At 39.7% G+C, this 19,217-nt stretch carries 14 protein-coding genes; 13 read left to right on the top strand and 1 reads right to left on the bottom strand.

Translation table 11 applies throughout. The features are described from left to right. Window positions 1-213: 213 nt before the first annotated feature. From JNUCC23_RS21425 to JNUCC23_RS21395, 7 genes are all read left to right on the top strand, one after another. Entirely contained in the window at window positions 214-1,404 is a 1,191-nt protein-coding gene (locus tag JNUCC23_RS21425; RefSeq protein WP_062185333.1) for an acetyl-CoA C-acetyltransferase, read from the top strand. 33 nt (window positions 1,405-1,437) lie between these two features. Beyond that, window positions 1,438-2,289, top strand: coding sequence for a 3-hydroxybutyryl-CoA dehydrogenase (locus JNUCC23_RS21420; protein ID WP_403076052.1), 852 nt, complete (start codon window positions 1,438-1,440; stop codon window positions 2,287-2,289). Between the two features lie 32 nt (window positions 2,290-2,321). After that, entirely contained in the window at window positions 2,322-3,452 is a 1,131-nt protein-coding gene (locus tag JNUCC23_RS21415; RefSeq protein WP_403076050.1) for an acyl-CoA dehydrogenase, read from the top strand. A gap of 12 nt (window positions 3,453-3,464) precedes the next feature. After that, window positions 3,465-4,604 (top strand): acyl-CoA dehydrogenase, encoded by a 1,140-nt coding sequence (locus JNUCC23_RS21410; protein WP_062185349.1) that lies wholly within the window; start codon window positions 3,465-3,467, stop codon window positions 4,602-4,604. A gap of 66 nt (window positions 4,605-4,670) precedes the next feature. Then, a complete protein-coding gene (gene icmF, locus JNUCC23_RS21405) occupies window positions 4,671-7,937 on the top strand; it encodes a fused isobutyryl-CoA mutase/GTPase IcmF (RefSeq protein WP_454213506.1) in 3,267 nt (1,088 codons plus the stop codon). A gap of 660 nt (window positions 7,938-8,597) precedes the next feature. After that, window positions 8,598-9,155, top strand: coding sequence for a DNA-directed RNA polymerase subunit delta (gene rpoE, locus JNUCC23_RS21400; RefSeq protein ID WP_454213504.1), 558 nt, complete (start codon window positions 8,598-8,600; stop codon window positions 9,153-9,155). A 395-nt stretch (window positions 9,156-9,550) separates the two neighbouring features. Continuing rightward, the gene (locus JNUCC23_RS21395) at window positions 9,551-11,146 is read left to right on the top strand and encodes a CTP synthase (protein WP_454213502.1); all 1,596 of its coding nucleotides are present in this window, start codon (window positions 9,551-9,553) and stop codon (window positions 11,144-11,146) included. Between the two features lie 142 nt (window positions 11,147-11,288). Here the strand turns inward: JNUCC23_RS21395 and JNUCC23_RS21390 are convergent, their stop codons facing one another. Beyond that, window positions 11,289-11,816: a DUF2529 domain-containing protein gene (locus tag JNUCC23_RS21390; RefSeq protein WP_454213500.1), complete on the bottom strand. Its 528-nt coding sequence runs from the start codon at window positions 11,814-11,816 to the stop codon at window positions 11,289-11,291. Between the two features lie 439 nt (window positions 11,817-12,255). Here JNUCC23_RS21390 and JNUCC23_RS21385 point away from each other — a divergent pair, with 439 nt between their 5' ends. The 6 genes from JNUCC23_RS21385 (at window position 12,256) to rpmE (ending at window position 19,138) form a co-directional block, all read left to right on the top strand. Continuing rightward, the gene (locus JNUCC23_RS21385) at window positions 12,256-12,627 is read left to right on the top strand and encodes a response regulator (RefSeq protein WP_062185363.1); all 372 of its coding nucleotides are present in this window, start codon (window positions 12,256-12,258) and stop codon (window positions 12,625-12,627) included. A 440-nt stretch (window positions 12,628-13,067) separates the two neighbouring features. Beyond that, on the top strand, window positions 13,068-13,925 hold the full coding sequence (locus JNUCC23_RS21380; RefSeq protein WP_062185367.1) for a class II fructose-bisphosphate aldolase: 858 nt from the start codon (window positions 13,068-13,070) through the stop codon (window positions 13,923-13,925). Window positions 13,926-14,695: 770 nt separating this feature from the next. Further along, window positions 14,696-15,979: a UDP-N-acetylglucosamine 1-carboxyvinyltransferase gene (locus JNUCC23_RS21375; protein WP_062185370.1), complete on the top strand. Its 1,284-nt coding sequence runs from the start codon at window positions 14,696-14,698 to the stop codon at window positions 15,977-15,979. A gap of 98 nt (window positions 15,980-16,077) precedes the next feature. Continuing rightward, window positions 16,078-17,040, top strand: coding sequence for a class II fructose-bisphosphatase (gene glpX / locus JNUCC23_RS21370; protein ID WP_454213497.1), 963 nt, complete (start codon window positions 16,078-16,080; stop codon window positions 17,038-17,040). Window positions 17,041-17,366: 326 nt separating this feature from the next. Next, on the top strand, window positions 17,367-18,647 hold the full coding sequence (gene rho, locus JNUCC23_RS21365; protein ID WP_403076023.1) for a transcription termination factor Rho: 1,281 nt from the start codon (window positions 17,367-17,369) through the stop codon (window positions 18,645-18,647). A 278-nt stretch (window positions 18,648-18,925) separates the two neighbouring features. After that, window positions 18,926-19,138 carry a 50S ribosomal protein L31 gene (rpmE, locus tag JNUCC23_RS21360; protein ID WP_062185380.1) on the top strand — a complete coding sequence of 71 codons (213 nt, stop codon included), beginning with the start codon at window positions 18,926-18,928 and terminating at the stop codon, window positions 19,136-19,138. The last annotated feature ends 79 nt before the right edge of the window (window positions 19,139-19,217 follow it).

Genomic DNA, 19,217 nt, shown 5'->3' with positions numbered 1-19,217 from the left:
AGGGTGGGGGGAAAGTACCCCCAATTGAAGTCTCACTTTATCGAAACTGATATATGTAAAGAAGTTTTATTCAATATTTTTATCGAGTTTAAATAAATCAGATAATAAAGCGCTTACACAAAAAGAACGAACAAGGTGCTTGCACTTTTCTTATGAGCGAGCATTCAATTAGTTATGAAAAAATCTAATTAAAGGGATTGGGAGGAATTTAAAATGGCAAAAACAGTGATTGTGAGTGGTGCTCGTACACCTTTTGGTAAATTTGGCGGAGGTCTTAGTAGTTTAACAGCTTCAGAGCTTGGTGGAGTCGCGATTAAAGAGGCGCTTAACCGAGCTGGGATTAATGGTAGCCAAGTTGATGAAGTGATTATGGGAAATGTACTTCAAGCAGGGCAGGGACAAATTCCTTCTCGGCAGGCAGCACGCCATGCAGGATTACCTTGGGAAGTGAAAACAGAAACGATTAATAAAGTTTGTGCGTCTGGACTACGCAGTGTGACACTTGCTGATCAAATTATAAGGCTTGGAGATGAAGAGGTCATTGTAGCGGGTGGGATGGAGTCTATGAGTAAAGCGCCATACATTTTGCCAAATGCAAGATGGGGATTGCGAATGGGTGATTCAGAATTGGAAGATGTACTGATTCATGATGGTTTAAGCTGCAGCTTTACAGGTGTACATATGGGCACATACGGAAACAGCACAGCCAAAGAGCTGGGATTATCACGGGAAGATCAGGATCATTGGGCATTTCAAAGTCACCAAAAAGCAATAGCGGCGATTGCCAATGGGACACTTGCAAAAGAAATTATACCGGTTCAAGTACTTAACAGAAAAGGTGAGCCGTTAACGGTTGCGAACGATGAGGCGCCAAGAAAAGATACAACCATGGAGAAACTAGCAACGCTCAGACCTGCTTTTAACAATGAAGGAACGATTACAGCAGGAAACGCTCCCAGAGTAAATGATGGAGCAGGAGCACTTGTATTAATGAGTGAAGAGCGGGCAGAGAAAGAAGGCATTGCTCCATTTGCTTATATTCTTGGTCATGCAGAAGTAGCAGTAGAAGCGAAGGATTTTCCAAAAACCCCAGGTTTCGTAATTAATGAATTATTGAAAAAGACCGGGAAATCACTTGATGAAATTGCTTTATTTGAAATTAACGAAGCATTTGCAGCCGTAGCGCTTGCTAGTAAGGAAATTGCCAATGTTGATCAAGAAAAAGTGAATGTGAATGGTGGAGCGGTAGCGCTTGGTCATCCTATAGGGGCAAGCGGTGCACGCATCATCATTACACTTATGCATGAACTGAAACGACGCGGCGGTGGTCTAGGAATTGCCGCAATCTGCAGCGGTGGCGGTCAAGGAGATGCCATTTTAATAGAAGTGCCAAGTCAAGCATAATAGAGTTTTCAATCGAGATGAGGAGGAGTAGCTGTGGATATTAACAAGGTAATGGTCATTGGAGCCGGACAAATGGGTTCAGGAATTGCTCAAGTATGTGCGATGAGTGGGTATGAAGTGATCCTACATGATCTAAACCAGGATTTCGTGGATCGTGGACTTACGACTATTACGAAGAATTTGACTAAACAAGTGAATAAAGAAAAGCTTACCGAGCAGGAAAAAACAGATACGCTTAAAAGGCTAACCTCCTCTATTGATATACAAAACGCGGCTTCAGTTGATTTAGTCATTGAAGCGGCAGTAGAGAATATGGCAATTAAAGCATCATTATTTACTGTGCTTGATCAGATTACACCTCTTCATGTGATTCTCGCTAGCAACACGTCCTCACTCCCCATTACTGAACTTGCAGCTGCGACTAAACGTCCTGAAAAGGTAATTGGCATGCATTTTATGAACCCAGTTCCCGTCATGAAACTTGTTGAAATCATCCGCGGTCTGGCGACAGATGATGAAGTATATAGAACGATTGAAGAAATGGCTTTATCGCTAAAAAAGGTGCCGGTTGAGGTGAATGATTTTCCTGGATTCGTATCCAATCGAATTTTGATGCCAATGATCAATGAAGCTATTTATACATTATATGAAGGTGTGGCCTCGAAGGAAGCGATTGATGATGTCATGAAGTTAGGCATGAACCATCCAATGGGGCCATTGACGCTCGCTGACTTTATCGGTTTAGATACATGTTTATATATCATGGAAACGCTCCACGATGGCTTTGGTGACGACAAATACCGCCCATGCCCGCTACTTCGTAAGTATGTAAAAGCAGGATGGCTTGGTAAAAAGTCAGGACGTGGCTTTTATGAATATAGCTAACAAGTATTTAGTGACAGCTAGGGGGAGTACAGATGATTTTCCACTTTAATGAAGAGCAAGAAATGATGCGGAAAATGGTTCGAGATTTTACGGCGACAGAGGTTGCTCCCTTTGTAGAGCGGATGGAGAACGGTGAATTTCCCAGACAAGTGCTTCAAAAAATGGGGGAGCTTGGATTAATGGGGATTCCGATACCTGAACAATATGGCGGAGCTGAAATGGATTTTATTTCTTATATTATTGCCATTCATGAAATTTCCAAAGTAAGCCCCGCCTTGGGCGTCGTTTTATCTGTTCATACATCAGTCGGAACAAATCCAATCGTCTATTTCGGGAACGAGGAGCAAAAGCAAAAATATGTTCCGAAGCTTGCAACTGGAAAATATTTAGGCGCATTTTGTTTGTCAGAACCTAGTGCTGGCTCCGATGCTGCTAACTTGAAATCAAGGGCAATAAGAGATGGAGATTTTTATAGATTGAACGGTTCAAAAGCATTTATCACAAATGGCGGAGAAGCGGATGTGTATATTGTGTTTGCTTCCACTAACCCTCAAGAGAGAAGCAAAGGAATATCTGCTTTCATTGTCGATAAAGACACACCAGGTCTAATCATTGGCAAAGATGAACATAAAATGGGTCTGATGGGTTCACGAACCGTACAGCTTACATTTGAGGATATGAAGGTACCGGTAAAAAACCTATTAGGCAAAGAAGGAGACGGATTCAAAATTGCCTTGGCCAATTTAGAGGTAGGGCGAATTGGTATTGCCGCACAAGCACTAGGCATTGCAGAAGGTGCTTTTGGTCATGCTGTAGCGTACGCGAAGGAACGTGTTCAATTTGGAAAATCAATTGCAGCACAACAAGGAGTTGGTTTCAAGCTTGCCGAAATGGGGACAGCAATTGAAGCAGCCAAACTATTAGTCTACCAAGCAGCTTATCTTCGTTCGCATCGTTTATCTTGTGGCAAAGAAGCATCGATGGCTAAGCTATTTGCTTCAAAAACAGCAGTGGATGTGACGACAGAAGCCATTCAAGTGTTTGGTGGATACGGCTATACGAAGGAATACCCCGTTGAGCGCTATTTTCGCGATGCAAAAGTGACAGAAATTTACGAAGGTACGAGTGAAATTCAAAAAATCGTGATTCACAAACATTTGTAGGGGGATAAAGGCATGCAGTTTAAATTAACGGATGAACACGACATGATCAGAAAAATGGTCCGTGATTTTGCAAAAAAAGAAGTAGAACCAACTGCCGCAGAACGTGATGAAGAAGAAAGATTTGATCGGACGCTGTTTGATAAAATGGCTGAATTGGGTTTAACTGGCATTCCGTGGCCCGAAGAATACGGTGGAATCGGTAGCGACTATTTGGCCTATTGTATCGCGGTTGAAGAACTTTCAAGAGTATGTGCTTCAACAGGTGTTACACTATCCGCCCATACATCTCTTGCAGGATGGCCGATCTATTCGTTTGGTACTGAAGAACAGAAACAGAAATATCTTCGTCCGATGGCAGAAGGACAGAAAATTGGTGCATACGGTCTGACAGAACCTGGTGCTGGTTCAGATGCTGGAGGAATGAGCACACAGGCTCGATTAGAAGATGATCATTATGTGTTAAATGGTTCCAAAATCTTTATCACAAATGGCGGGATTGCGGATACGTATATTGTCTTTGCTTTAACCGATCCTACGTCCAAACAAAAAGGTACGAGTGCATTCATTATAGAAAAGGATTTTCCTGGATTTAGCATAGGGAAAAAAGAGAGGAAATTAGGGATTCGTTCATCGCCAACTACTGAAATTATTTTTGAAGATTGTCAGGTTCCAAAAGAAAACTTGCTAGGAAAAGAAGGGGAAGGGTTTAAAATTGCCATGATGACGCTAGATGGTGGTCGAAATGGCATAGCGGCCCAAGCTGTCGGTATTGCTCAAGGTGCGCTCGATGCAGCCGTTGAATATGCAAAAGGGCGCGTCCAGTTCGGAAAACCAATTGCAGCTCAACAAGGAGTTAGCTTTAAGCTTGCGGAAATGGCCACCAGTGTGGAGGCTGCCCGTCTCCTTACGTACCAAGCTGCTTGGCTTGAATCGGAAGGGTTTCCGTATGGAAAAGAATCAGCTATGTCAAAATTATTTGCTGGAGACACGGCAATGAAAGTGACAACGGAAGCAGTACAAGTATTTGGTGGTTATGGCTACACGAAAGACTATCCAGTTGAACGCTATATGCGAGATGCGAAAATTACCCAGATTTATGAAGGCACTCAAGAAATTCAAAAACTCGTGATATCAAGAATGTTAACCAAATAAACTAGAAAGCTTCCATCAGTAGTGAATGTAAAAACATGATAACCTATTGCGGTGAGGGGGAAGCAAATGGGTACAATTGAGATTTACAAAGCGAAACATCCGATTCGTTTTGTGACAGCTTCGAGTTTGTTTGATGGACATGATGCAACGATTAATATTATGAGAAGAATCATGCAATCAAGCGGTACTGAGGTGATTCATCTCGGCCATAATCGTTCAGTTGAGGAAGTAGTAAATGCGGCGATACAGGAGGATGTTCAGGGGATTGCTGTTACATCCTATCAGGGTGGCCATTTAGAGTACTTTAAATATATGTATGATTTGTTGAAGGAAAAGGGAGCGCCGCATATTCGAATTTATGGTGGTGGTGGCGGAGTCATTATTCCCCGAGAAATCAAAGAACTTCATGATTATGGGATTTGTCATATTTTTTCCCCTGAAGACGGAAGAAACCAAGGGCTTCAAGGAATGATTAATAAACTACTTAAAGAATGTGATTTCTCGACCATTCAAGCGTCTCCGCCAGATCAATTTGACGAATTACTAACGGGGAATCCGGTTGCTGTTGCAAAGTACATTACACTTGCTGAGAACAAGATGGCGATGGATGCTGAAACAGCGGCAACAGCGGAGCGCCTCCTTGAACAAATTAAGACATCTAATAAATTGACACCGGTTATTGGAATGACAGGAACAGGAGGAGCGGGAAAAAGCTCCTTAACCGATGAATTAATTCGTCGGTTCCTTAACGAAATTCCGGAAAAGAGAGTGGCTGTACTGTCCATTGACCCAACCAAACAGAAAACAGGTGGCGCCTTACTTGGTGATCGTATACGAATGAATGCCATATTCTCTAATCGCGTGTATATGCGAAGCCTTGCAACACGCCATTCCAAGACAGAGCTTTCATTAGCTATCCGTGATGCGATTTCGGTAGTCAAGGCGGCTGGTTTTGACCTAGTCATCGTGGAAACGAGTGGAATTGGGCAAGGTGATGCTCAAGTCGCTGAAGTTTGTGACGTTTCTTTATATGTAATGACAAGTGAATTTGGAGCACCTTCTCAATTGGAAAAAATTGATATGATTGATTATGCAGATTTGGTTGTTATCAATAAATTTGAACGGAAAGGTTCAGAAGATGCCAAAAATCAGGTGCAAAAGCAATATCAACGAAGCAGGATGCTTTTTGACCGTGACGCAGAAGAGATGCCCGTTTTTGGGACCATTGCTTCTCAATTTAATGACGTGGGAACAAATGCCCTATTTGCTGTATTAATAGATAAGGTAAATGAAAAGACAGGAACTTTATGGACGACTAGCTTTTCAAAGCAAGCTGACGTGAAGAAACTAAACATGATTATTCCCAATAATCGCCGTTACTATTTACGTGAAATTACAGATACAGTCCGGAATTATCACCATCGCACGGAAGAACAGGCGAAAGTAGCCCGTCGTTTATTTCAGCTCGAAGGAGCCATTGACGCAGTCAAACAGCAAGACACAGGTCAAACTGTTTGGGAAGCTCTTGAAGAATTGCGTATCGAAACAGAAGAAAAATTAACGGAAGAATCCAAAAAAATCCTTACTGAATGGGATGGTTTAAAAGAAAAATATTCTGGAGATAAGCTGACTACAAAAATACGGGATAAAGAAATTGTCACTGAACTACGCCAAAGAAGTTTATCAGGCTTATCGATTCCGAAAGTATCTCTGCCTAAGTTTGTTGACTATGGAGAAATTATTCGTTGGGTTTATTTGGAGAATATTCCTGGGAGATTTCCTTATACTGCCGGAGTTTTCCCATTCAAACGACAGGGAGAGGATCCAAAACGTCAATTTGCGGGTGAAGGCTCACCTGATCGAACGAACCGACGCTTTCACTATTTATCTAAAGATGATGATGCCAAGAGACTTAGCACAGCCTTTGATTCCGTTACTCTATATGGTGAAGACCCTGATCATCGACCAGATATTTACGGAAAAGTAGGGGAAAGTGGAGTTAGCATTTGTACGTTAGATGATATGAAAAAGCTCTATCAAGGCTTTGATTTATGCCACCCCTCCACATCGGTATCAATGACCATCAATGGTCCAGCGCCGATTATTTTAGCGATGTATTTAAACACAGCCATTGAACAACAAGTTGTCATGAAAGAAATCGAACTAAAAAGAACAGTAACGCAAGAGGAAATGGAACAAATTAAATCGTATACACTCCAAACAGTACGTGGAACGGTTCAAGCTGATATTCTCAAAGAAGATCAAGGTCAAAACACATGTATCTTCTCGACGGAGTTTGCCCTAAGAATGATGGGAGATATCCAGGAATACTTTATTCATCAGAAAGTGAGGAATTATTATTCTGTCTCCATTTCCGGTTACCATATCGCAGAAGCTGGCGCTAATCCCATTTCGCAATTAGCCTTTACACTGGCGAATGGCTTTACGTATGTAGAATATTATTTAAGCAGAGGCATGAGGATCGATGATTTCGCTCCGAACTTATCATTTTTCTTCTCGAATGGGTTGGATCCGGAATATACGGTAATCGGTAGGGTAGCGAGAAGAATTTGGGCAACGGTTATGCGTGATAAGTATGGGGCAAATGAACGAAGTCAGAAATTGAAATATCATGTCCAAACATCTGGTCGCTCGCTACATGCACAGGAAATTGATTTTAACGATATTCGCACGAGCTTACAAGCACTGATGGCTCTCCAGGATAATTGTAATTCTTTGCACACAAATGCTTACGATGAAGCGATTACGACACCTACTGAGGAATCAGTTCGCCGGGCTATGGCGATTCAAATGATTATTACGAAGGAACTTGGGCTTTCCAAAAATGAAAACCCTCTTCAAGGTTCGTATATAATTGAAGAGCTTACCAATTTAGTTGAAGAGGCCGTCCTTTTGGAATTCGACCGAATAGATGATCGGGGTGGGGTTCTCGGTGCCATGGAAACTCAATATCAACGCGGAAAGATTCAAGATGAATCGATGTATTATGAAATGAAGAAACATTCAGGAGAACTGCCGATCATTGGAGTTAATACGTATTTGAACCCTAATCCGCAAAGCGCAGAAGAACTTGATACGATGGAACTAGCACGAGCTACTAGTGAAGAGAAAGAAGGTCAAATCGAGAACCTTCGTATCTTCCAAAAACGTAACATCGGTCAATCTGAAGAATCGTTACAACGTTTAAAAAAATCGGCCATGAATGGAGAAAACATTTTTGTCGAGCTGATGGAATGTGTGAAATATGCAAGCCTCGGACAAATCACCCGTGCCTTGTATGAGGTGGGTGGCCAATATAGAAGAAATATGTAAATAAAAATGCAAGGGAAATTCCATTTATGTCTGTATTCGTGATGGAATTTTTTTAGGGAAATATGCTAAAGTGGTAATGATTGATCGCTAAAAAGGTAAGGATCCCTATTATAATGCGTGTTCAAAAAGGAGGATAAAAAGAGCCGAGAAGTTCGAGGAGCGCATCTCTCTATACCTGCACGTATGCGGTAATACGTACAGGTATAGAGAGACAGAGCTTTGATGCAATTCGACAGCTACTTTTTACCGGACTTTTTGAACATCCTCTTATAAGGTTCTCTTGCTTTTTCAAAAGATCTGTCATAAGCATAGAATCTAAGATTAACTAGCATAAACCTCCTGGTATTGTTTATAATGGATAGTATGTTTAGCAGGAAGAGCAATAGACGATACAGAATGATGTATGAATATCTTTTGTTAGTTTTGTTTAAAGGACATGGGAGCGGGGCTTCGTGACTTACTATATAGTCAATCTGCTTTGCGGGTATACTTATTTTATTAAGAAAGTCCCCCGAAGTCCGGCTCCGCACCGCCACCATTGTGATTAGATGAGTGTAACGTGTAATAGGATTTATCCTTCATAGTAAATGGTGGCGTTTTAACGCCATATTTGTTTTATATGAAAGGACACTTACAGAGTGTTTGATATAGAGAAAGGAAGTGCCGAACTTGAGTTTAAAATCATACTCAAAAGAAGAATTATTAGAAATGTCATTGCTTGAAGTGGCTTATGAATTGCTTGTAGAAAAAAATGCCCCTCTGTTATTTGATGATTTAGTAAAAGAATTGGCTGCTTTGAAAGGATTAACGAAAGAACAAATTAAAAGTATAATCCCGCAATTTTATACGGATTTAAATGTTAATGGACGCTTTACTTGTTTAGGTGAAAATCGCTGGGGATTGAAAACGTGGTATCCGGTTGATCAAATCGAAGATGAGGTTGTCCATGTTGTTAAGCCGAAAAAGAAAAAGGCCAAGAAAGCTTCAGTCATCGAGGATGATTTTGAAGAGCTGGATGAGGATGATTTAGGTTTTGAAGAAGATGTAGAAGATCTTGATGAGGACGAAGATGATCTTCTTGATGATCCGCTTGATGAGGATGTTGACGATGATTTAGTCGAAGACGAGGAAGAAGACCTTGATGAAGAATTAATAGACGAAGATGAACTTGAATTAGATGAGGAAGAAGACCTTGATGAAGAAGTAGAAAAAGAATAGGGATTTCCTTGACTTTTTCTAGCGGAATTTGTAGAGTCATTTTTGGGCTCCTTAAAAAAGGACAGGATAATAAATATATCGCTCCCTTACATCTGTAAGCGGAGCGTTTTGTTTTTTATTAGAAAGCGGAAGCACTGTTTCAATCTCTGAGGCTGCTTGCGTTAGACAGAATGGTAGGTTTTAAAAAAACATAAACTTTCTATCTGTTGAAAACAAAGCTACGTAAAATGATGGATTGCTGAATGAATCATTCAAATAAACATCATTTTTTTATTTTTTATGGATTCGTATAAATGGTCCTGCAATTAAAGGGGAATCTGAAAGAATGGACTTAGGATGTAAGAAAAATTAGCATAGGCGACAATTATGTAAGAGAAGTTGAAGGAGGATACAACATGACAAAGTATATTTTCGTAACAGGCGGTGTCGTTTCTTCGCTAGGTAAAGGGATTACGGCAGCATCATTAGGACGATTATTGAAAAACAGAGGACTAAGTGTAACCATTCAAAAATTTGATCCGTATATCAATGTGGATCCAGGAACAATGAGCCCGTATCAACACGGTGAAGTGTATGTAACCGATGATGGTGCTGAGGCCGATCTTGACTTAGGTCATTATGAGCGTTTTATTGATATAAATGTTGGAAAACATAGTAATGTGACAACAGGTAAAGTCTATTCGACTGTTATTAGAAAAGAGCGTCGAGGCGATTATCAGGGTGGAACGGTACAAGTTATTCCTCATATTACGAATGAAATCAAAGAACGTGCATTTTTAGCAGGAAATGAATCAAATGCAGATGTTGTCATAACAGAAATCGGCGGAACTGTGGGCGATATCGAATCGCTTCCATTCCTTGAAGCTATTCGCCAAATCAAAAGTGACATCGGTCGTGATAATGTGATGTATATTCATTGTACCCTTGTTCCATTTATTAAAGCAGCGGGAGAATTAAAGACAAAACCGACTCAGCATAGCGTAAAAGAGTTGCGAAGCCTTGGTATTCAGCCAAACCTCATCGTATGTCGTACGGAAATGCCAATTTCTCAAGACATGAAAGATAAGATTGCTTTATTCTGTGATATTGATAAAAAAGCAGTCATTGAATGTCAAGATGCGGATACCCTTTATTCCATTCCTTTAGCACTTCAAGCGCAGAATATGGACCAAATCGTTTGTGACCACTTGAAGTTGGATTGCAAAGAAGCTGATATGACAGAATGGAAAGAGCTTGTTAAAAAAGTTACGTCCCTTTCAAAAACTACAAAGATTGCTCTTGTTGGGAAATACGTTGAACTTCAAGATGCATATCTTTCGGTTGTTGAAGCATTGAAGCATGCAGGCTATGCGCATGATGCAGATGTTGAAATTGATTGGGTTAATGCTGAACATGTTACGAGAGAAAATGTCGAAGAACTATTGGGTAAAGCTGATGGGATTCTTGTACCTGGTGGATTCGGTGATCGTGGTATTGAAGGGAAAATTGCAGCTACCGAATTTGCTCGTAAACAGAAAAAACCTTTCCTTGGTATTTGCTTAGGTATGCAGCTAGCTTCCGTTGAATTTGCTCGTAATGTGCTTGGTCTAGAAGGAGCACACTCAGCGGAAATTAATCAGGATACACAGCATCCTATCATCGATCTTCTTCCAGAACAAAAAGACGTGGAAGATTTAGGTGGAACATTACGTCTAGGACTGTATCCATGTAAACTAATAGAAGGTACAAAAGCCTACGATGCTTACGGACAACAAGTGGTTTATGAACGTCACCGTCATCGTTATGAATTCAATAACCATTATCGTCAAGCTATGGAAGAAGCAGGATTTGTCTTCTCCGGAACGAGCCCAGATGGTCGCCTTGTTGAAATTATTGAATTGAAAGATCATCCATGGTTTGTAGCTTCTCAATTCCATCCAGAATTCATTTCTCGTCCAAATCGTCCACAACCACTATTCCGTGATTTTGTGGAAATGTCTTTGAAAGCATAATAAATAATGTAAAAAAAACGAGGGTTTCCCATAATGAAAGAGTCAGCAACCGCCATATACAGAAGAATCTCTGAACTATGTGTGCGTGGACGGACCTTTTGGGATACCCTCGTTTTACTTAATTTAATATGGAAGTTTCACTTTATTCTTCGCTATACTCCAAAAGAATTTCTTCAAGTGTAGATTTAATTCCATAATAGGCAAACAAAGCGATCGTTAAATGCGGAAAGCCGATGCGGTTTCCTGAGTCGTCTGGAATTAACCCTCTTTGCAACCGTAAATTAATGTGTACATCAGAATAGTGCTCGATGGATTCTCCATCAGCATCTAAGGAAGTGGCGATTGTTACAAAAGGGATCTGTTGGTCTCGCAGTTTTTTTGCAAGCTGTATGGCAGATTCATCGGTGGAGTATCTCGTAAACAAGATAACGCGATCGGCCACAGTTAACGAAACACTTTCATCAAAGGGTCTAGCACTTGAGAAAGGTTCTGCGCCGTAAAAAGCTTCTGAAAGAATGCCTCCCATCTCTTGGAAACCTTTGAGATAAATCGTACCATCACTAATAGCCGCTTGAGCAAGAAGTCTTGCACCATCTTCGAAATTGAAGCTTTCTTCATCAAGCATCTTTTTATATAATCCAGTTAACTGGGTGGAGAACATTTTTAACATGGATAAAACTCCTTTCAATCACTATACTCACAAACTGAATGCATTTAATTATAAGGGAAAGTATTTTGATTTGAAAGGAAGCCACTAAGTTAATTACGTTTTTTCATCGACTAAAGCAGTATCGAATACTTTAAAGTTTCTTTGAATTTCCCATTTTTTTAAAAATATAGTATTTTAATTTGAGTGAATAGTTTACAATTGTAAAGAAGGAACCATATCTAACATCAATTGACTATAATACAATACTTTGAATAGTAAAAAGGTAGAGCTTGTAAATACTAAAACGGATAAGTATTCGAAACGGCAATAACAAATAAAAGGAAATGTCTACTAATGGGGTTCTTCAAACAAAAGCGATTTTAAATTTTGTGCTTTTGTAATACCTTACTGATGGTTAGTCAAATAGATATAATAATTTTATTCAGAAAGAAGTGAGAGTATGGCAGGGAAAGTTCTTATTGTCGATGATCAATTCGGTATCAGAATATTATTAAATGAGGTGTTACATAAGGAAGGGTATGATACATTTCAGGCCGCAAATGGTGTGCAAGCACTTGATATCGTTACGAATCATTCACCAGACTTGGTTCTTTTGGATATGAAAATTCCTGGTATGGATGGAATTGAAATACTAAAGCGTATGAAGCAAATAGATGCTGACATCCGTGTCATCATTATGACTGCTTATGGGGAACTTGATATGATTCAAGAAGCGAAGGACTTAGGAGCACTTACTCATTTTGCAAAGCCATTTGATATAGACGACATTCGTAAAGCAGTGCGTGAACATATACTTATTCAATCCAACTAATTGACTTTGAATTGATAAATGAATAAAAGCTAAATTAAACTTTTCTATTTTCTCACAGATGCACGCCTGCCCTTTTTGAAGGAAAAAAGGACGCGGCCATCTTAATGCTGGAACTATTTAAATGGCAAATTCAACGAGATTTTGTGTGAAAACTATAAAATAGCGACGATTTAATATATAGTATTTTTGTATGGTGAGTAGACTAATTTTCGTAATTCTTTCTCTTTTCAAGATGATTGTACTTCTTGTAAAGTCGTTTTATTTTTTGTAATAAAACTGAATATTCTTACGAATGTAGAAATTGTTGCTGTTTTTTGTTTGACTTGATATGCTTAGAGGGATAAGGAGCCATTCACATCCTTGAATAAGTTATAAGGTTTGTGGAAATCTCTAAAGTGTATTTGTAAGTAGAAGAACATTTACTGTAGGAGGAAATGATTATGCCTTTAGTATCAATGAAAGAAATGCTTAATAAAGCTCTTGAAGGTAAATATGCAGTTGGTCAGTTTAACATTAATAATTTGGAATGGACTCAAGCTATTTTAAGTGCTGCCCAACAAGAAAAGTCACCTGTAATTCTTGGAGTATCAGAAGGTGCAGCTCGTCATATGGGCGGATTTAAAACAGTTGTTATGATGGTTCAAGGCCTATTAGAAGATATGAAGATTACAGTTCCAGTTGCAATCCATTTAGACCATGGTTCAAGTTTTGATAAATGTAAAGAAGCCATTGATGCTGGCTTTACATCTGTAATGATTGACGCTTCACATCACCCAATCGAAGAAAATATTGAAACAACGAAGAAAGTTGTTGAATATGCTCATTCAAAAGACGTTTCTGTTGAAGCTGAAGTTGGAACAGTTGGCGGACAAGAGGATGACGTGATTGCAGATGGTGTTATTTATGCTGACCCTAAAGAATGTGAAGATCTAGTTAAACAAACAGGTGTTGACTGCTTTGCTCCAGCTTTAGGTTCTGTACATGGAGAATACTCAGGTGAACCAAACCTAGGATTCAAAGAAATGGGAGAAGTTCGTGACTTAACACAAGTTCCGTTAGTTCTTCATGGTGGAACTGGAATCCCAACAAAAGATATCCAACAAGCGATTTCTTTAGGAACTTCTAAAATTAATGTAAATACGGAAAACCAACTTGCTTTCACAAAAGCTGTTCGTGAAGTATTGAACAACGATGCAAAAGCATATGATCCACGTAAATACATCGTACCTGGTCGTGAAGCGATTAAAGAAGTAGTTATTGGCAAAATCCGCGAATTCGGTTCTGCTGGACAAGCGTAAGCTTTAATTTAAAGTGAACAAGGGTTTCTCTTCTATTTTGCATACTATGTGAAATGGAAGAGAAACCCTTGTTTTATTTTTAGGCTTATTATAGCTCTATCTCCATGAAATGGAAATTCCGCGTGAATGAACCAAACTTGTATTAATCACAATATTGTTTAACAATGTCTATTTTTTAAAAGACAAAAGGGATTTCTTTTGATCCCAAACGTAGATTCTTCGTTAAAACGCATTTTTAATAGCTATCCTCTCGTATGTATGTGCAAAACATGCATAAGTTTCTGCTCCTAATCTAGCGATGAAAAAGGTTCAGGTACTAAAAAATAAATCATCTTATGAAGGAGGCGGTGGAGAGCTGTTTTTGCGAAGAACCGCCCCTTTTCCATTAAACAGTTGGAATTTTTTTCACAATCATATAAACTAGAGGAAACAATGAAATTACACATTAGGAGGGTTATTTCAAAAACGCCCAATATAGAAGATAGGTTAAGAACCGTTCTTTAATAGAAAAAGGAATGGAGCTATTTCAAATATTGGAATGTAAGATAAGTGTGTAAACGCTTTCTATGATGCTGTGCATTCCGATCCAGACTAAATCTTCCATACTTTTTAACTAAAAAATTTTTTAAAATTTGTATACATGACTTTTGAATTTTTGTGCAAACTAGTAAAGTGAAAACTAAGAAAAGTATATGTGTGTAATGGTAAAATATCCCATTATTCCTTTTGGGTGAAATTTTCTCCAGTGCTAGCGTAGAAGGGAGTTTATTATGGAAAAACTTAAGATTGCAGGTGGGTACCCGTTACAAGGGAGTATTCGAGTAAGTGGGGCTAAAAATAGTGCCGTTGCCCTCATTCCTGCAACAATATTAGCAGATTCTACCGTTACAATTGAAGGATTACCAGATATATCGGATGTTCAAATGTTGAAAGCGCTCCTTGAGGAGATAGGTGGCGAGATTGATTTTCGGGATGGAGAGATGACTGTAGATCCATCAAAAATGATTTCAATGCCATTGCCAAATGGGAGAGTGAAGAAATTACGTGCTTCTTATTATTTAATGGGAGCCATGCTTGGGAAGTTTAAGAAAGCTGTTATTGGTTTGCCTGGTGGGTGTCATCTAGGCCCTCGTCCGATAGACCAACATATTAAGGGATTTGAAGCGCTCGGTGCCCAGGTTACGAATGAGCAAGGCGCAATTTATTTAAGAGCAGATGAACTTAGAGGCGCAAAAATTTATCTAGACGTTGTAAGTGTGGGAGCAACTATTAATATTATGCTTGCGGCGGTACTTGCGAAAGGCCGCACGGTCATTGAAAACGCAGCTAAAGAACCAGAAATCATTGATGTGGCGACATTATTGACAAATATGGGCGCGAGAATTAAAGGAGCTGGCACAGATGTTATCCGAATTGATGGTGTTGAAAAATTAAACGGATGCAGACACACAATTATTCCTGATAGAATCGAAGCTGGTACATTTATGATTATGGCTGCAGCGGTTGGACAAGGCATCATTATTGATAATGTCATTGCCCAACATGTAGAATCTTTGATTGCCAAACTAAGGGAAATGGGTGTGAATATAGAAACAGGAGATGATCAAATCTTCGTCTCTCCTGGATCTCAATTAAAGTCCGTAGATATCAAAACGCTTGTCTACCCAGGTTTTCCTACAGACCTTCAACAACCTTTCACATCATTATTAACGAAAACAACCGGCTCAAGTATGGTTACAGACACGATTTATGGAGCACGATTCAAGCATATCGATGAACTCCGTAGGATGAATGCAGCCATTAAAGTTGAGGGACGTGCAGCCATTATTAATGGGCCTGCTCAACTCCAAGGAGCGAAAGTAAAGGCAAGTGATTTGCGTGCTGGAGCGGCTCTGGTTATTGCGGGGCTTATGGCTGAAGGAATCACGGAAGTAACAGGCCTTGAACATATCGACAGAGGCTATAGCCATCTTGTTGAAAAGTTATCAGGGCTTGGGGCAACGATTTGGCGTGAAGAAATGACTGTGGAAGAAATTGAACAGTTTAAAAATTAACAATATCCCTAGTGTTCAATGTGTTACGATACTTGTTTAAATGTGTTATACTAATTTAAATAAAAGAATATGTTTTGTAACACTAAGGGGGGATCGCGATGGAAAGAAGCTTATCAATGGAACTTGTTCGTGTGACAGAAGGAGCGGCATTGGAATCAGCACGCTGGATGGGTAGAGGGTTGAAAATGGAAGCGGATGATGCAGCCACAACCGCTATGCGAGATGTATTTGATACGGTTCCCATGAAAGGGACGGTCGTCATCGGTGAAGGAGAGATGGATGAGGCTCCAATGCTATACATAGGTGAAAAGCTTGGGACAGGCTATGGACCTCGTGTAGATGTGGCGGTAGATCCTTTAGAGGGGACGAACATTGTCGCATCTGGCGGTTGGAACGCTCTTGCGGTCTTAGCTGTTGCAGATCATGGTAATTTACTACATGCCCCTGATATGTATATGGAAAAGATTGCTGTTGGTCCTGAAGCGGTAGGGTTAATTGATATCGATGCCTCGATTCTCGACAACTTAAAAGCTGTCGCAAAAGCAAAGAATAAGGATATCCAAGATGTTGTAGCCACGGTGTTAAATCGCGAGCGACACGGAAGGATTATTCAAGAATTACGTAATGCTGGAGCGCGAATTAAGTTAATTAATGATGGTGATGTGGCTGGAGCAATTAATACAGCATTTGATCATACTGGTGTTGATATTTTATTTGGTAGCGGTGGAGCACCTGAAGGCGTCATTTCAGCTGTTGCCTTAAAATGCCTTGGGGGAGAAATCCAAGGGAAACTGCTTCCGCAAAATGACGAAGAAGCTGAACGCTGTATGAGGATGGGTATTGATGTCAATGCTGTGTTAAGAATGGAAGACCTTGTTCGTGGTGACGATGCAATATTTGCTGCAACAGGCGTCACGGATGGAGAATTATTAAAAGGTGTCCAATTTAAAGGGAATTATGGCGAAACTCATTCTGTTGTCATGCGAGCAAAATCTGGCACAGTCCGCTTTGTCGAAGGGCGCCATAGCCTAAAAAAGAAACCAAACCTGGTCATGCGTTAACCTATTCTACCTCGTGGATTTCAGAAATTCTTCAATAAAGGCGGGCGGTTTTCACTGCTCGCTTTCTCTGCAAAAAAATTAAGTTGATTAATTAAAATAAAGAAAGTACAATAAAGGTTGTTTTTATAAACATTTTACATTCAATCAACTATCTATTTATTACTCCAAATTTATGAGCCTTCTATTTTATTCTTCTTTACAAGTAAGGATGTCAATCATTATCTTCTAGCAAAAAGGATACTCTCCCTATTGCCATTTATTTCCCATTCATATAATCTTTGTATGATATGAATGTAACCGTTAATTATATAAAGTGTGGTGCCAAAATGAATTTAACTATTTCGAATTTAGAAAACATGAAATTAAAAGATTTGTACGAACATGCTCGCGAATACAAGGTATCGTATTACAGCAAGCTTTCAAAAAAAGAACTAATCTTTGCGATATTAAAAGCACAAGCTGAGCAAGATGGATTATTATTCATGGAAGGTGTACTTGAAATCATCCCATCTGAGGGATTCGGCTTCCTGCGCCCGATTAACTATTCTCCAAGCTCAGAGGATATTTATATTTCAGCTTCACAGATTCGCCGATTTGACCTGAGAAATGGTGATAAAGTATCTGGTAAAGTACGACCTCCTAAAGAGAACGAACGTTATTATGGCTTGCTTCATGTTGAAGCTGTCAATGGTGATAATCCAGAATCAGCAAAGGAACGTGTGCATTTCCCTGGTTTGACCCCGCTATACCCTGATCGTCAAATTAAGCTGGAAACGGTTCCTAAATATTTGTCCACTCGAATTATGGATGTGCTTGCTCCAGTTGGGTTTGGACAACGTGGTTTGATTGTTGCGCCACCAAAAGCGGGTAAAACGATGCTGATTAAAGAAATTGCTAATTCAATCACAACGAATCACCCCGAAGCAGAATTAATCGTGCTTTTAATTGATGAGCGTCCTGAAGAGGTAACGGATATTGAACGGTCGGTTGCTGGGGATGTAGTCAGCTCAACGTTTGATGAAGTACCTGAAAACCATATTAAAGTGGCAGAATTAGTTCTTGAACGCGCAATGCGACTTGTGGAACATAAACGTGATGTTATTATCCTGATGGATAGTATTACTCGTCTTGCCCGAGCGTACAATCTTGTGATTCCACCAAGTGGTCGTACCCTTTCAGGTGGGATTGACCCAGCAGCTTTCCATCGACCAAAACGATTCTTTGGTGCAGCGCGTAATATTGAAGAAGGTGGAAGTTTAACCATTCTTGCAACAGCGCTTGTTGATACTGGTTCACGTATGGATGATGTCATTTATGAAGAATTTAAAGGTACGGGAAATATGGAGCTTCATCTGGATCGAACGCTAGCTGAGAGAAGAATCTTCCCAGCAATTGATATCAGACGTTCTGGAACGCGGAAGGAAGAGTTGTTAATTCCGAAAGACCGCCTTGATAAGCTATGGGCAATCCGCAAAACAATGTCTGACTCACCTGATTTCGTTGAGAAATTCTTGCGCCGTTTAAAACAAACAAAGAACAATGAAGAATTTTTCAGTAAGTTGGAAGAAGAAATGAAAAAAGGCTTGGCTGCATCCAAGCGTTCTTAAACGATAAGAAGAGTTTTATATCGAATAACGATGATCAGATCAAGTGGTCTAGCTTCTCCATAATGGCTTTCTGTCCCGTGTGGATGTACTAACGTTGACGTTAGTCGAAGTTCCGTTATCCGTTACTCTTAGTAAAATGTAACAAGTAGTTGCATATCTCGACTACAGTTGTTATAATAAGTGCATGTGTTTTTACAAATTATGTGAGGGTTACTTATCTTCGCATTGAAGTTATAACTCTGTTTCAGAATGATTCAGGGCAGAAGGAGATGAAAAGAATGAAAACTGGAATCCATCCAAATTATAAACTTGCAAAAGTAATTTGCTCTTGCGGGAATACATTTGAAACTGGTTCAATCAAAGAAGAAATTAAAGTTGAGACTTGTTCAGAATGTCATCCATTCTACACTGGTCGTCAAAAATTCGCTGAAGCTGGCGGACGTGTTGACCGTTTCAATAAAAAATACGGTATCAAATCAGAACAACAGTAATAATGAAAACTTCCGAAACAGGCAAGTGTACGTCCTTGCCTGTTTTTTTATTGCGAATTAATGGTCTTTTTACTAAGAT

It is taken from the genome of Peribacillus sp. JNUCC 23 (assembly GCF_053653995.1).
The sequence above is the reverse complement of the archived record's forward strand: the minus strand, read 5'-3'. Positions and strand labels throughout refer to the sequence as shown.

Excerpts from the sequence above, each read along its gene's own strand:
- JNUCC23_RS21375 (WP_062185370.1), top strand. The coding sequence starts at position 14,696 with ATGGAAAAACTTAAGATTGCAGGTGGGTACCCGTTACAAGGGAGTATT.
- JNUCC23_RS21415 (WP_403076050.1), top strand. The coding sequence starts at position 2,322 with ATGATTTTCCACTTTAATGAAGAGCAAGAAATGATGCGGAAAATGGTT.
- JNUCC23_RS21390 (WP_454213500.1), bottom strand. The coding sequence starts at position 11,816 with ATGTTAAAAATGTTCTCCACCCAGTTAACTGGATTATATAAAAAGATG.
- JNUCC23_RS21395 (WP_454213502.1), top strand. The coding sequence starts at position 9,551 with ATGACAAAGTATATTTTCGTAACAGGCGGTGTCGTTTCTTCGCTAGGT.
- JNUCC23_RS21385 (WP_062185363.1), top strand. The coding sequence starts at position 12,256 with ATGGCAGGGAAAGTTCTTATTGTCGATGATCAATTCGGTATCAGAATA.
- rho (WP_403076023.1), top strand. The coding sequence starts at position 17,367 with ATGAATTTAACTATTTCGAATTTAGAAAACATGAAATTAAAAGATTTG.
- rpmE (WP_062185380.1), top strand. The coding sequence starts at position 18,926 with ATGAAAACTGGAATCCATCCAAATTATAAACTTGCAAAAGTAATTTGC.
- JNUCC23_RS21410 (WP_062185349.1), top strand. The coding sequence starts at position 3,465 with ATGCAGTTTAAATTAACGGATGAACACGACATGATCAGAAAAATGGTC.
- icmF (WP_454213506.1), top strand. The coding sequence starts at position 4,671 with ATGGGTACAATTGAGATTTACAAAGCGAAACATCCGATTCGTTTTGTG.
- JNUCC23_RS21380 (WP_062185367.1), top strand. The coding sequence starts at position 13,068 with ATGCCTTTAGTATCAATGAAAGAAATGCTTAATAAAGCTCTTGAAGGT.
- glpX (WP_454213497.1), top strand. The coding sequence starts at position 16,078 with ATGGAAAGAAGCTTATCAATGGAACTTGTTCGTGTGACAGAAGGAGCG.
- JNUCC23_RS21425 (WP_062185333.1), top strand. The coding sequence starts at position 214 with ATGGCAAAAACAGTGATTGTGAGTGGTGCTCGTACACCTTTTGGTAAA.